This is a genomic window from Cellulomonas phragmiteti, assembly GCF_016862775.1.
Classification (GTDB): Bacteria; Actinomycetota; Actinomycetes; order Actinomycetales; family Cellulomonadaceae; genus Cellulomonas; species Cellulomonas phragmiteti.
Map to the genome: position 1 here is coordinate 1 of NZ_BONP01000005.1, position 13,484 is coordinate 13,484.

Below are 13,484 nucleotides of genomic sequence, written 5' to 3' on the forward strand. Positions count from 1 at the left end.
GGTGGGCTGACGAGCCGACCGGGCGTCCTGGACGCCTGACGCACGACGAAGGGGCCCTCCCGGACCAGTCCGGGGGGGCCCCTTCGCGGCGGCAGCCATGGCGACGCACCACCCCACCGCGCCTCCCCACCGCACCTTCTCCGCCGTATCTCCCTCCCCGCACCTCCCCCACCGCATCCGTCAGGAGAACCGTGTCCACCTCCCGTGTGCGCCGCTTGCGCACCGTGCTCGGCGGCGCTCTCGCCGCGGGCGTCCTCGCCCTCCCCCTCGCGCTGTCCGCCGCTCCGGCGCAGGCAGCCCCCGCCCCCGACTGGCTGCACGTCGAGGGCAACAAGATCGTCGACTCCTCCGGGAAGGAGGTGTGGCTCACGGGCGTCAACTGGTTCGGGTTCAACGCCTCCGAGCGCGTCTTCCACGGACTGTGGTCCGCCAACATGCGCACCATGACCCGGGGCATCGCCGAGCGCGGCATGAACGTCGTCCGCGTCCCCATCTCCACCCAGCTGCTGCTGGAGTGGAAGGCGGGCACGTTCACCCGGCCCAACGTCAACGAGTACGCGAACCCCGAGCTCGCCGGGCTCAACAGCCTCCAGATCTTCGAGAAGTGGCTGGACATGTGCGAGGAGTACGGCCTCAAGGTCTTCCTGGACGTGCACAGCGCCGAGGCGGACAACTCCGGGCACGTCCACCCCGTGTGGTGGAAGGGCGCCATCACCACCGAGCACGTGTACGAGGGCTGGGAGTGGGCGGCGACCCGCTGGAGGACCAACGACACGATGATCGGCGCGGACATCAAGAACGAGCCCCACGGCACGCAGGGCGCGACCGAGCGCGCCAAGTGGGACGCCTCGACGGACAAGGACAACTTCAAGCACTTCGCCGAGACCGCGTCCCGCAAGATCCTCGCGATCAACCCGAACTGGCTGGTCTTCGTCGAGGGCATCGAGGTGTACCCCAAGGAGGGGGTGTCGTGGACCTCGACCGGCCTGACCGACTACCACACCATGTGGTGGGGCGGGAACCTGCGCGGCGTGCGTGACTTCCCCATCGACCTGGGCGCGAACCAGGACCAGCTCGTGTACTCCCCGCACGACTACGGACCGCTGGTCCACCTCCAGCCGTGGTTCAGGGGCGAGTTCGACCGCGCGAGCCTCGAGCGCGACGTGTGGGACCCGAACTGGCTCTACCTGCACAAGGAGAACACCGCACCGCTGCTCATCGGCGAGTGGGGCGGGTTCATGGACGGCGGGCCCAACGAGAAGTGGATGCTCGCGCTGCGCGACCTCATCGTCGACCGGCGACTGAGCCACACGTTCTGGGTGCTGAACCCGAACTCCGGGGACACCGGCGGCCTGCTCGGCTACGACTGGACCACCTGGGACGAGGAGAAGTACGCGCTCCTCGAGCCCGCGCTGTGGCAGCACGGCGGCAAGTTCGTGGGCCTCGACCACGACGTGCCGCTCGGCGGTGCCGGCAGCACGACCGGCATCTCCCTGTCCCAGCTCGGCGGGTCCGGGCCGAGCCCGACGTCGACCCCCACGCCGACACCGACGCCCACCGTCACGCCCACACCGACTCCCACACCGACCCCGTCGGTCTCCCCGACCCCGTCGATCACGCCGACGCCGGGGCCGAGCCCGACCGCGGGCACCGGAGCGTGCACCGTCGTCTACGGCGCGAGCTCGTGGAGCTCGGGTCTGACCGGGTCGGTGCGGCTGACGAACGCCGGAGCCGCACTGTCCGGCTGGACCCTGTCCTTCACCGCACCGGCCGGTGTGACCGTCACGCAGGGCTGGGGCGGCACGTGGACGCAGACGGGGGCGCAGGTCACCGTGACCAACGCCGCCTGGAACGGTGCGCTCGCGGCCGGCGGCACGGTCGAGATCGGGTTCAACGCGTCGCACGCCGGGTCGGCCGGCGCCCCGACGGGCTTCGCGCTCAACGGCACCGCCTGCGCGGCGCGCTGACGCCACCGGTCCGCGAGGCCGGCCGCCGCACCCGTGCACGGTGCGGCGGCCGGCCCGTCGTCAGACGGGCGTGGTCCGCGCCGGACCGGTGCCCCCCACCGCGGACCGCAGGGCGGCCAGGAGGTCGTCGACGTCCTGCTCCGTCGTGTCGAACGCGCACATCAGCCGCACGGTGCCGTCGGCCACGTCCCAGTCGTAGAACCGCCACCGCCGCCGCAGCGCCTGCGCGACGTCGGCGGGCAGGCGGACGAAGACCGCGTTCGCCTCGGTCGGCTGCGTGACCTGCAGCGTGCCGATCGCGTCGATGCCGGCACGCAGACGCGCCGCCATCGCGTTGGCGTGGTGCGCGGACCGCCGCCACAGGTCCTGCTCGTACAGGGCGACCAGCTGGGCGGAGACGAAGCGCATCTTCGACGCGAGCTGCATGCCGGCCTTGCGCAGGTACTCCACGCCGTCGACGGCCGACGGGTCGAGGACGACGACGGCCTCCGCGAGCAGCAGGCCGTTCTTCGTGCCACCCAGCGACAGCACGTCGACACCGCAGTCGGTCGTCAGGGCGCGCAGCGGCAGGCCCAGGCTCGCCGCGGCGTTCGACAGCCGCGCCCCGTCCACGTGCACGCGCATGCCCAGCGCGTGCGCCTGGTCGCACAGCTCGCGGACCGCCTCCGGCGTGTACACGGTGCCGAGCTCGGTCGACTGCGTGAGCGACACGACGCCCGGCTGCGCGCGGTGGACGTCCCCGAATCCCCACGCCTGGCGCGCGACCAGCTCGGGCGTGAGCCGCCCGTCGGGGGTCGGGACCGTCAGCAGCTTCAGCCCGCCGACGCGCTCGGGGGCGCCGTTCTCGTCGGTGTGCACGTGCGCCGACTCGGTGCAGACCACCGCGCCCCACCGCGGCAGCATCGCCTGCAGCGCCACCACGTTCGCGCCGGTGCCGTTGACGACCGGGTAGGCCACCGCCTGCTCGCCCAGCTGCGCGCGGACGACGTCCTGGAGCCGCTCCGTCCACGGGTCGTCCCCGTACGCCGGGACGTGGCCGACGTTGGCGGCGGCGACCGCGGCGAGCACCTCGGGGTGCACGCCGGCGTAGTTGTCGGAGGCGAAGTGGCGGACGGCGGGCGCGTGCAGGTCGGTCACGACCCCAGTCTCCCCGACCCGCGGCGCCCTGCGGGTCGTCGTCGTGCACGACGCGTGCGGGGGCGGCATGATCCGTGCAGCCGACCGACCGGAGGAGCCCGACCATGACCCGCGACCACGGTGGTCCACGGCACGTGGACGCTGTCGTCGCCCCCACCGGGGACGACCGCAACGAGACGTTCACCGAGCGGATGGACCGCAACTGGGAGGAGCTGCTCCAGGAGCTGCGCGTGACGCAGACCGGCGCGCAGATCCTCACCGGGTTCCTGCTGACGCTGCCGTTCCAGGCCCGCTTCGCCGACCTCGACGCGTTCCAGCGCGACCTGTACCTCGTGCTCGTCGTGCTCGCGTCACTGGCGACGGTCCTGATCATCGCCCCGGTCAGCCTGCACCGGCTGCTGTTCCGGCGGCGCCTGAAGCCGCAGCTCGTCGATGCCGGTCACTGGTTCGCCCGTGCGGGTCTGGCAGCGCTGGCGCTCGTCCTGACCGGCGCCACCGTGCTGCTGTTCGACGTGGTGCTGAGCCGGGCGGCGGGGCGCGTCGCGGGCGGGGCCCTGCTGCTCGTCATCGCGCTGGCCTGGGTGGTGCTCCCCCACGTCATCGCCCGGCGCGCCGACGCCGAGGACGCCGGACGTCCCTGAGGGGCAGCACGACGACGGCCCCGTGCCGCACCGGGAACGGTGCGGCACGGGGCCGTCGGTGTGCTCGGCCGGAGTGGTCGGCTCAGCCCTGGACGGCGCGCTTGAGGGCGCTGCCGGCCGTGATCTTCACGCGGTGACCCGCGGGGATCTCCAGCTTCTCGCCCGTCTGCGGGTTGACCCCGGTGCGCGCGGCGCGGTCGGCACGCGCCACCGCGAGGAAGCCGGGGATCGACACGCTGCCGCCGGCGGCGAGCTGCTCGACCACGACCTCCTGCAGGGCCTTGAGTGCCTTGTCGGTGTCGGCGTTGGTCAGCCCGGCCTTCTCGGCGACGGCCTGGACGAGCTCGGTGCGGTTGACGCTCACGACGGGTGCTCCTCGGTACTCGGTTCAGATCCCCGGCGCGGTGCGGGCCGGGGCGGTGCCGCACGACGAGCGTGCGCACGGGGACCGACACTAACGTCGTGTCCTGGGCGTGGCGCGCCGACGCGCCCCGTGTCGTCGGTCACCGCCGGCCCCGGGTGCGCACGTGCGCGGCGCCGCGCGTCGTCACGACACGGTCCGGACCGATGCCGTGCGCGGCGGCCCGCGCGCATCCCGCACGCAACCAGTCGAGCTGTCCGGGTGCGTGCGCGTCGGAGTCGATGGTGAACTCGCACCCCGCGTCGGCCGCGATCTGCAGCAGCTCGTGCGGGGGGTCGAGACGGTCGGGGCGGCAGTTGATCTCGACCGCGACGCCGTGCTCGGCGCACGCGTCGAACACGGCGCGCGCGTCGAACTCGCTCGGCGGCCGCTGCTTGCCGGCCACCTGCCGGCCGGTGCAGTGGCCCAGCACGTCGGTGCGCGGATTGCGCACGGCTGCGAGCATGCGCCGCGTCATCGCCGCCCTGTCCATCCGGAGCTTGGAGTGCACCGACGCGACGACCACGTCGAGCTCGTCCAGCAGGTCGGGGTCCTGGTCGAGCGCACCGTCGTCGAGGATGTCGACCTCGATGCCGCTGAGCACCTCGAACGGCGCGACCGCGGGCCGCAGCGCCGCGAGCTGGGCGAGCTGGGCCCGCAACCGCGCCGCCGACAGCCCGTGGGCCACCGTCAGACGTGGTGAGTGGTCGGTCACGGCGAGGTAGTCCCGGCCCAGGTCGATCGCGGCCAGGACCATCTCCTGCACCGAGGTCGCCCCGTCGCTGGCGTCGGTGTGGCTGTGCAGGTCACCGCGCAGCGCGGCGTGCAGCTCCGCCGCCTGCGGCGCCAGCTCGGCGTCCGCCGTGCGGGCCTGCGACTCGAGCGTGTCCAGCGTGGGCACCGCCCGCCCGGCCAGGACGTGCGCCACCACCTCCGCCGTGCTGCGCCCGACCCCCGGCAGGTCGGTCAGGGCACCGGCCGCGGCCAGCGCGTGCAGCCGCGCCGCGTCCTGCCGCTCGACCGTGCGCGCCGCGGCCCGGTACGCCTCGGCGCGGTAGCGGCTGGCCTGCGCCCGCTCGAGGAGGAACGCGATGCGCCGCAGGGTCGCGACGGCGCGGTCCTGGTCCTCGCCGTCGCTCACGACGCCTTGGTGGCCTTGCGGGACGCCGCCTTCTTCGCCGCCGGCTTCTTGCCGGCCGGCTTCGACGTGGCCTCGTCGGCGCCCGCCGGTGTCTCCTCGACGTCCTCACCGCGCGCGGCCCGGGCCTTGTCGACGGAGCGCTGCAGCGCCGCCAGCAGGTCGACCACCTCGCCGCCACCCTCGGTGTCGTCCTCCTGCGAGGGCGGTGCCGGCGGCGCCTGCGTGTCGCCCGAGGACACCTTCGCCGCGATGAGCTGCTCGAGGGCCGCGACGTACGCGTCCTCGTACTGCGAGGGGTCGAAGTCCGCGGCCAGCGACTCCACGAGCGAGGAGGCCATCGTCAGCTCCTGCGGCCGGACCGTGACGTCGTCGTCCAGCACGGGGAAGTCGGCCTCGCGGACCTCGTCGGGCCACAGCAGCGTCTGCAGCACGATGACCTTGTCCCGCACGCGCAGCACCGCCATCGACTCGCGCTGCCGGATCGCGACCTTCACCACGGCGACCCGGTCGGTCTCCTCGAGCGCGCCGCGCAGCAGCGCGTACGGCTTGACGGCAGCCTTGTCGGGCTCCAGGAAGTACGTCTTCTGCAGCAGGATCGGGTCGACCTGGTCGGCCGGCACGAACTCGAGGACCTCGATCTCCCGCTCGGTCGACAGCGGCAGCCGGCGGAAGTCCTCGTCCGTGAGGACCACGAGCTCCCCGTCCTCGGTCTCGTAGCCCTTGGCGATGTCCGACCACTCGACGCTCTCGCCGTCGACGCTGCAGACCTTGCGGTACCGGATGCGTCCGCCGTCCTCGCGGTGAACCTGGTGGAGCCGCACCTCGTGCTCACCCGTGGCCGCGTACAGACGCACCGGCACGTTCACGAGGCCGAAGGCCACAGCGCCCTTCCAGATCGCCCGCACGGCACGTCCTCCCTCGTCGTGGCGGCGTCGCCCGCACGGCCGCCCCACGCGACCTGCTGCACCGTCCACGGGCAGGATGGACCCGTGGAGCCCATGCTCGCCACCCCGGCGCCCGCACCCGCCGCGCTCCCGCACGGCCGCTCGTGGGTGTTCGAGGTCAAGTGGGACGGCGTCCGGGTGCTCGCCGACGTGCGCGACGGGCGGCTGCGGCTGGCCAGCCGCACCGGACGTGACGTCACCCCCGCCTACCCCGAGCTCGGCGGCCTGGCCGGGCTCGGGGACGTGCTGCTCGACGGGGAGGTCGTGCTCATGGACGGCGGCCGGCCCTCGTTCGCCGCGCTCGCGGACCGGATGCACGTCCGCGACCCCCGGCGTGCTGCGGCGCTGGCGGCGGCCCGGCCGGTGACCTACCTCGTGTTCGACGTCCTGCGCCGCGAGGGGCAGGACCTCGCCGCCCGCCCGCTCGAGGAGCGCCGCTGCGTGCTCGACGGCCTCACGCTGCCCGAGCACGTGCAGCCCTCACCCTGGTACGACGACGGCGACGACCTGTGGCGCGTCACCCGCGAGCACGGTCTGGAGGGCGTCGTCGCCAAGCGTCGTGACGCCCCGTACCGCCCCGGTCAGCGGTCGCCCGACTGGGTGAAGGCTGCGCACCGACGCACCCGGACGGCCCTGGTCGGCGGCTGGCGTCCCGAGTCGACGGGCACCGGCAGGCTCGGTGCCCTGCTGCTCGGGGCACCCGACGCGCCCGCCGGGCTGCGCTACCTCGGCCGCGCCGGGTCGGGGCTCGGCGGGCCGGCTGCTCGCGTCATGCGGGACCTGCTGGCCGCGCACGAGCGCACCGACAGCCCGTTCGGCGACGACGTGCCGGCCGTCGACGCGCGCGGGGCCGTGTGGTGCGACCCCCTGGTCGTCGTCGAGACGCTGTACCTGGCCCGCACGCCGTCGGGTCGTCTGCGGCAGCCGGTCGTCAAGGGCGTGCGCACCGACACGACCGCCGATCCCTGGGCGCAGCCGTGACGCGCGACCGAGGGGCCCGCGGCCGAGGGGCCTGCGGCCGAGGGGCCTGCGGCCGGGGAGGGACCCGATGAGCGACGAGCGCCGCACCGTGGACGTCGGCGGACGCCCCGTCCGGCTGACGCACCTCGACAAGGTCCTCTACCCCTCCACCGGCACGACCAAGGCCGAGGTCATGGACTACCTCGTCCGCGTCGAGCCCGCGATCCTGCGCCAGCTGCGGGACCGTCCCGTCACCCGCGTCCGGTGGCCCGACGGCGTCGGTGGCGAGAAGTTCTTCGAGAAGAACACCCCGCGCGGCGCCCCGTCCTGGCTGCGCCACCTGCAGCTGCCCGCCTCCCCCGGCTCGGACGACCCGGGCACCGTCCTCGACCTGCCGTTCCTCGACGACCTCGCCGGCCTCGTGTGGGCCGCCAACGCCGGCGCCCTGGAGCTGCACACGCCGCAGTGGACCGTGGGGCCGCGCGGCGGCCTGCGCGGTGCCGACCGCCTCGTGGTCGACCTCGATCCCGGACCCGGCGCCGGGCTGGACGAGTGCGCCCGCGTGGCCCACCTCGTCGCCGATCGGCTGCGGGACCAGGGCCTGACCCGCACGGTCCCCGTGACGTCCGGCTCCCAGGGCCTGCAGCTGTACGTCCCGCTCCCCCGCCCCCGGCCCCCCGCGACCGTCCGCGAGGACGCCCGCACCCTCGCGCTCGCGCTCGCGGACGAGCACCCGGGCCTCGTCGTCGCCGTCCAGCGCAAGGAGGCCCGCCGCGGCAAGGTGCTGCTGGACTGGTCGCAGAACCACCCGGCGAAGACGACGATCACGCCGTGGTCCCTGCGCGGTCGGGACCGCCCGACCGTGGCCGCGCCGCGCGACTGGGACGAGATCGGTCCCGGGCTGCAGCAGCTGACGGCCGACGAGGCGGCGGCGCGCCTGGCGCGCGACGGCGACCCGTTCGACCTGTGAGGACACGGTCCGTGAGGACGGTGCACGGGTCGTCAGGACGTCCGCCGCTCCGATGGCGGGCCCCGGCGCGGCCTGGCAGCGTGGACGTCACCCGGGCCGGTCGAGCCCGGCACGTACGCGAAGGAGTGGTCATGGCCCGCGATCTGCCGAAGTACACCGTCCCGTCCCTCACCCCCGAGGACGGCGCGAAGGTGGCGGCCATCCTGCAGGAACGGCTCCACGCCCTCAACGACCTGGCGCTCACCCTCAAGCACATCCACTGGAACGTCGTGGGTCCGCACTTCATCGCGGTCCACGAGATGCTCGACCCCCAGGTCGACGCCGTGCGGCTCATGGTCGACGCCGTGGCCGAGCGCATCGCGACGCTCGGGTCGGCACCCGTCGGCACGCCCGGCGCCCTCGTCGCCGCACGCGCCTGGGACGACTACTCGATCGGCCGCGCGAGCACGGCCGAGCACCTCGGCGCCCTCGACGAGGTCTACGTCGGGGTCATCACGGACCACCGCCGGGCCGCGGCGGACACCGAGGACCTCGACACCGTGACGAACGACCTCCTGGTCGGTCACCTGCACGAGCTCGAGCTGTTCCACTGGTTCGTCCGCGCCCACCTCGAGTCGTCCGGCGGTGCGCTGTCGACCGCCGGGGCGTCGACGGAGAAGGACGCGGCCGCGGCCGCCCGGTCCGCAGCGTCGCACGAGGCCCCGTGAGCACGGACGCACGCCGGCGCACCCGCCCCGCCACGACCGGCCCCGCCGACGCCCCGGCGTCGGACGGGGACGGCCTGCGCACGGGACGTGTGACGCCCCGGCTCGAGAACCCCGACGGCTCCCCCCTGCCGCGTCCGCACGTGGCCGCACGTCTCGAGGACCGGTTCGACGCCGCCCTGGCGCACGTGCTGCGCCGACGCGGCTGGACGGTCCGCGTGGTCGGGTACGCCGGCTACGGCTCTGCCGGGCACGTGCGGGTGATGGCCCGCACGATGCTGGCGTCGCCGGCCGTTCGCCAGCGGGACCTGCCCGACGCGGGCGGCGGCGCGCAGACCGGTGAGCGGCCCGCGGACCCGGTCCGGGGATGGCGCTCCTTCTTCACCGCCGCCGTCGCGGGCGCCCCGGTCGACGTGACCGTCGGCGGGCGGACCCACCACCTGACCACCGACCGCGGCGGCTACGTCGACGCGGTCGTCGAGTCGGACCTCGAGCCCGGGTGGCACGACGTCACGCTCACCTCGCTCGACGACGCGCGTACGACCGCGCGCGTCGTGGTCGTGGGACCCGAGCCCACCGTGGGCATCGTCAGCGACATCGACGACACCGTGATGGTCACGCGGCTGCCGCGGCCCCTGGTGGCCGCCTGGAACGTGTTCGTCCGGCACGAGAACGCCCGCGAGGCCGTCCCGGGCATGTCGAACCTCTACCGCGAGATCCGTGCCGCACGGCCGGACTCGCCGGTGGTGTACCTGTCGACCGGGGCGTGGAACGCCGCACCGGCCATCGGGCGGTTCCTGCGTCGCCACGACTACCCCGCCGGTCCGCTCCTGCTCACCGACTGGGGCCCGACCAACACCGGCCTCTTCCGCAGCGGTCAGCGGCACAAGGTCACGCAGCTGCGCCGGCTGTTCGACGAGCTGCCGCAGGTCCGGTGGATCCTCGTCGGCGACGACGGCCAGCACGACCCGCAGATCTACGCCGGTGCCGTGGCACGCCACCCCGACAAGGTCGAGGCGGTCCTCATCCGTCAGCTGACCGCGGGCGAGCACGTCCTGTCCCACGGCCTGCCGGCCCCCACGCCGGAGCAGGAGGAGTCCCAGGACGAGGCCGACACCTCCGGCATCGAGGTCGTCCTGGGAGAGGACGGCGAGGAGCTCCTGCGGCGGGTCCGGGAGGTCGGGCTCGTGCGCTGACGCGCGCTCAGAGCCGCGCCGGGTCGTCCCAGTCGTCGCTCGACGCGATCGCCTCGTCGTCCGGCTCCAGCTCGGCCGCCCGCAGGGAGCGCGGCGCCCGTGCGGCGTCACCGCCCGCACGGGCGTCCGCCGCGTCCAGCTCGGCCTGCGCCAGCGGCTGGTCGGCGAGGTGGTGGGCCGCGGGGTCGGACGTCAGGTCGCGCGATCGGTTCGAGCTCATGCACCGGTTGTACCAAGAGCCGGGGCGGTCCCGCACCCGGTCGCACCGGCCGCCTGCGTGTCGCGCCGCGCACGACCGGCGTGTCGCCCGTGCGCGAGGGACCAGGGGCCCGAGCGTCCGCGGGAGTCGGACCTAAGCGTTTTGTCGGCTACGGCACGTCGAAGCGCATCGATACGGTGACGCGCAGACCCACGGCCCCGGCCGCACCGGTCCTCGCCCGCCGGGATGCCGCCCGGCGGGCCCGCCACCGTCGCGGTGCCGGCCGCCCCCGTGGCCGCCCGCCGCGCCCTGCGAAGGAGCAGCGGATGCGTCTCCCCCCTGTGATCGCCCCCCTCGCCGCGGCGGGAGCCGTCGCGGCGCTCGCGGTCGGCGCCCTGACCGGAGGTGTCGCCGCGGCGTCCCCCGCCGCGGCGGCCGCCTCCGGGTACACGTGGGGCAACGTCGAGATCGGGGGCGGCGGGTTCGTCCCCGGGATCATCTACAACCAGGGCGAGCCGGGGCTCGTCTACGCACGTACCGACATCGGCGGCGCCTACCGGATGGACACGGCGACCCGACGCTGGGTCCCCCTGCTGGACCACGTCGGCTGGGACGAGTGGAGCTACACCGGCGTCCTGTCGCTCGCGACCGACGCCGTCGACCCCGACCGCGTCTACGCCGCGGTCGGCACCTACACCAACGAGTGGGACCCGCTCAACGGTGCCGTCCTGCGCTCGTCCGACCGCGGGGAGACCTGGCAGCGGACGGTCCTGCCCTTCAAGGTCGGCGGCAACATGCCGGGTCGCGGGATGGGCGAGCGCCTGCAGATCGACCCGAACGACAACCGTGTCCTGTACCTCGGCACCGAGAGCGGCAACGGGCTGTGGCGCTCGACGGACCGTGGCGTGACGTGGGCGAAGGTCGCCAGCTTCCCGAACGCCGGGAACTACGCGCAGGACCCGACGTCCGACAACTCCTACGTCACGCAGAACCAGGGCGTGGTGTGGGTGACGTTCGACCCGACCTCGGGGTCCCCGGGCACGCGCACGAGCACCATCTACGTCGGCGTGGCGGACAAGGAGAACGGCGTCTACCGCTCCACCGACGCGGGCGTGACCTGGCAGCGGGTCCCCGGCCAGCCGACCGGCTTCCTGCCCCACAAGGGCGTCTACGACGCGCAGGGCGGGCAGCTGTACATCGCGACGTCCGACACCGGCGGCCCGTACGACGGCGCCAAGGGCCAGGTGGCCCGTCTGGACGCGCGCACCGGCACGTGGACCGACATCTCACCGCTGCCCCTGACGTCCGAGGAGCTGCACTACGGCTTCTCGGGGCTGACCATCGACCGCCAGGACCCCGACACGATCATGGTCGCCTCCCAGGTCTCCTGGTGGCCCGACGTCGTGTTCTACCGATCGACCGACCGCGGCGCGACGTGGTCCCGCATCTGGGACTGGGACGGTTACCCCGCCCGCACCCTGCGGTACACGATGGACTACTCGGCCACCCCCTGGATCACCATGGGCGCGACCTCCGCCAACGAGCCGGAGCCGCTCGTCAAGCTCGGGTGGATGACGGAGTCGCTCGAGATCGACCCGTTCGACTCCGACGCGATGATGTACGGCACCGGCGCGACCGTCTGGGGCACCGACAACCTCACGGACTGGGACACCGGCGGCAGGATCGACCTCACCATCCGGGCGCGCGGCATCGAGGAGACCGCCGTGCTGGACCTGGCGGCACCTCCCGGTCCCGTCGAGCTCTACTCCGGCCTGGGCGACATCGGCGGGTTCGTGCACGAGGACATCGGCGAGGTCCCCCGGAGCATCTACACCCAGCCGGTGCACGGGTCCGTCTCAGGTGTGGACTTCGCGCAGAGCAAGCCCGCCACGGTCGTGCGGGTCGGGCACGCGGTGGGCGGCGCGGTCGAGTCGCACATCGCCGTGTCGACGTCCTCGGGCGCCTCCTGGTGGGCCGGCCAGGAGCCGGCGGGCGTCACGAGCTCGGGCACGGTCGCGATGGCGGCCGACGGCGGGCGGATCGTGTGGAGCCCGCAGGGCACGGGCGTGCACGTCTCGACGACGCTGGGCTCGTCGTGGACCCCGTCCACGGGTGTCCCCGCCGGGGCGCAGGTGGAGTCCGACCGCGTGAACCCGACGACGTTCTACGCGTACGCGGCCGGCAGGTTCTACACGTCGACCGACGGCGGGACGTCCTTCACCGCGTCCCCCGCCACCGGCTTCCCGACCGAGGGGAACGTGCGCTACGGCGCCGTCCCCGGGCACGAGGGGCACGTCTGGCTCGCCGCCGAGAACGGCCTGTACCGCTCGACGGACGCCGGAGCGACCTTCACCCGGGTCCCCGGGTTCGAGGACGGCGGTGCGGTGGGGTTCGGCAAGGCCGCACCCGGTGCGTCGTACCCGGCGATCTACACGACGTCCCTGCGCGAGGGCGTCCGCGGGTTCTTCCGGTCGGTCGACGGCGGGTCGTCGTGGGTCCGGATCAACGACGACGAGCACCAGTACGCGTGGACCGGAGCCGCCATCACCGGTGACCCCGACGTGTTCGGCCGCGTCTACGTCGGCACCAACGGCCGCGGCATCGTCGTCGGGTCGTCCGACGGGACGACCCCGACGCCGAGCGCGACGCCGACGCCGACAGCCACGCCGACGCCGGCACCCACGCCGACGCCGGCACCCACGTCGACACCCACGCCCACGCCCACGGCGTCGGCCACCCCCACGCAGTCCCCGACCGCCGGTCCCACCGCGACCCCGACCCCCACGCCCGGCCCGACCGCGCCCCCGGCCACCTCGTGCACGGTGCGCTACACGGCCAACGGGTGGACCACCGGGTTCACCGCCGGGGTGAGGATCACCAACGACGGCACGACGTCGCTGGACGGCTGGACCCTGCGGCTGACCTACGACGGCGGCCAGCGCCTGGAGCAGGGCTGGAGCGCGACCTGGTCGCAGTCCGGGTCCGTCGTCACCGCGACGAACGCGGCGTGGAACGGGAACCTCGCGCCGGGCGCCAGCGTGGACGTCGGGTTCAACGGGACGCACACCGGCACCGCGGCCGCGCCCGTGACGGCCACGCTGAACGGGTCGGCCTGCACCCTGTCCTGACCTCGTGCACCCCACGCGGCGCCCCGGCAGCCCTCTGCCGCCGGGGCGCCGCGGTGCGTCGCCGCAGGTCAGGGCGCCGCCTGTGACGTAGGTCCCA

General features: G+C 74.2%; 12 protein-coding genes. 7 read left to right on the forward strand and 5 right to left on the reverse strand.

Going from position 1 to position 13,484, the window contains the following annotated elements:
* Positions 1-191: 191 nt before the first annotated feature.
* Complete coding sequence (locus Cph01nite_RS05705; protein ID WP_203672074.1) at positions 192-1,967, forward strand: cellulase family glycosylhydrolase; 1,776 nt, start codon at positions 192-194, stop codon at positions 1,965-1,967.
* 60 nt (positions 1,968-2,027) lie between these two features.
* On the opposite strand, the gene Cph01nite_RS05710 is transcribed toward Cph01nite_RS05705, so the two are convergent.
* Positions 2,028-3,173 (reverse strand): threonine aldolase family protein, encoded by a 1,146-nt coding sequence (locus tag Cph01nite_RS05710; RefSeq protein ID WP_203672077.1) that lies wholly within the window; start codon positions 3,171-3,173, stop codon positions 2,028-2,030.
* Positions 3,174-3,208: 35 nt separating this feature from the next.
* Between Cph01nite_RS05710 and Cph01nite_RS05715 the strand changes: the two genes are divergently transcribed.
* The gene (locus tag Cph01nite_RS05715; RefSeq protein ID WP_239069060.1) at positions 3,209-3,745 is read left to right on the forward strand and encodes a DUF6328 family protein; all 537 of its coding nucleotides are present in this window, start codon (positions 3,209-3,211) and stop codon (positions 3,743-3,745) included.
* Between the two features lie 82 nt (positions 3,746-3,827).
* On the opposite strand, the gene Cph01nite_RS05720 is transcribed toward Cph01nite_RS05715, so the two are convergent.
* The 3 genes from Cph01nite_RS05720 to ku all read right to left on the reverse strand — a co-directional run bounded on the left by Cph01nite_RS05720 (position 3,828) and on the right by ku (position 6,191).
* Positions 3,828-4,109 (reverse strand): HU family DNA-binding protein, encoded by a 282-nt coding sequence (locus tag Cph01nite_RS05720; RefSeq protein ID WP_203672080.1) that lies wholly within the window; start codon positions 4,107-4,109, stop codon positions 3,828-3,830.
* Positions 4,110-4,248: 139 nt separating this feature from the next.
* The gene (locus Cph01nite_RS05725; protein WP_203672083.1) at positions 4,249-5,286 is read right to left on the reverse strand and encodes a PHP domain-containing protein; all 1,038 of its coding nucleotides are present in this window, start codon (positions 5,284-5,286) and stop codon (positions 4,249-4,251) included.
* Entirely contained in the window at positions 5,283-6,191 is a 909-nt protein-coding gene (gene ku, locus Cph01nite_RS05730) for a non-homologous end joining protein Ku (protein ID WP_203672092.1), read from the reverse strand. The genes Cph01nite_RS05725 and ku overlap by 4 nt, the downstream gene beginning before the upstream one ends.
* Before the next feature lie 84 nt (positions 6,192-6,275).
* Between ku and Cph01nite_RS05735 the strand changes: the two genes are divergently transcribed.
* From Cph01nite_RS05735 to Cph01nite_RS05750, 4 genes are all read left to right on the forward strand, one after another.
* The gene (locus tag Cph01nite_RS05735) at positions 6,276-7,211 is read left to right on the forward strand and encodes an ATP-dependent DNA ligase (RefSeq protein WP_203672095.1); all 936 of its coding nucleotides are present in this window, start codon (positions 6,276-6,278) and stop codon (positions 7,209-7,211) included.
* A 67-nt stretch (positions 7,212-7,278) separates the two neighbouring features.
* The gene (gene ligD, locus Cph01nite_RS05740; RefSeq protein WP_203672097.1) at positions 7,279-8,160 is read left to right on the forward strand and encodes a non-homologous end-joining DNA ligase; all 882 of its coding nucleotides are present in this window, start codon (positions 7,279-7,281) and stop codon (positions 8,158-8,160) included.
* A gap of 131 nt (positions 8,161-8,291) precedes the next feature.
* Entirely contained in the window at positions 8,292-8,867 is a 576-nt protein-coding gene (locus Cph01nite_RS05745) for a Dps family protein (protein WP_203672099.1), read from the forward strand.
* Positions 8,864-10,060 carry an App1 family protein phosphatidate phosphatase gene (locus Cph01nite_RS05750; RefSeq protein WP_239069061.1) on the forward strand — a complete coding sequence of 399 codons (1,197 nt, stop codon included), beginning with the start codon at positions 8,864-8,866 and terminating at the stop codon, positions 10,058-10,060. The genes Cph01nite_RS05745 and Cph01nite_RS05750 overlap by 4 nt, the downstream gene beginning before the upstream one ends.
* A gap of 7 nt (positions 10,061-10,067) precedes the next feature.
* Here the strand turns inward: Cph01nite_RS05750 and Cph01nite_RS05755 are convergent, their stop codons facing one another.
* A complete protein-coding gene (locus tag Cph01nite_RS05755) occupies positions 10,068-10,280 on the reverse strand; it encodes a hypothetical protein (RefSeq protein ID WP_203672101.1) in 213 nt (70 codons plus the stop codon).
* Positions 10,281-10,585: 305 nt separating this feature from the next.
* Here Cph01nite_RS05755 and Cph01nite_RS05760 point away from each other — a divergent pair, with 305 nt between their 5' ends.
* Positions 10,586-13,387, forward strand: a complete 2,802-nt coding sequence (locus Cph01nite_RS05760; RefSeq protein ID WP_203672106.1) for a cellulose-binding domain-containing protein — start codon at positions 10,586-10,588, stop codon at positions 13,385-13,387.
* Positions 13,388-13,484 lie beyond the last annotated feature (97 nt).

Coding starts and splice junctions, on each gene's coding strand:
- Cph01nite_RS05710 (WP_203672077.1), bottom strand. CDS start 3,173: ATGCCGCCCCCGCACGCGTCGTGCACGACGACGACCCGCAGGGCGCCG.
- Cph01nite_RS05745 (WP_203672099.1), top strand. CDS start 8,292: ATGGCCCGCGATCTGCCGAAGTACACCGTCCCGTCCCTCACCCCCGAG.
- Cph01nite_RS05715 (WP_239069060.1), top strand. CDS start 3,209: ATGACCCGCGACCACGGTGGTCCACGGCACGTGGACGCTGTCGTCGCC.
- ligD (WP_203672097.1), top strand. CDS start 7,279: ATGAGCGACGAGCGCCGCACCGTGGACGTCGGCGGACGCCCCGTCCGG.
- Cph01nite_RS05760 (WP_203672106.1), top strand. CDS start 10,586: ATGCGTCTCCCCCCTGTGATCGCCCCCCTCGCCGCGGCGGGAGCCGTC.
- Cph01nite_RS05755 (WP_203672101.1), bottom strand. CDS start 10,280: ATGAGCTCGAACCGATCGCGCGACCTGACGTCCGACCCCGCGGCCCAC.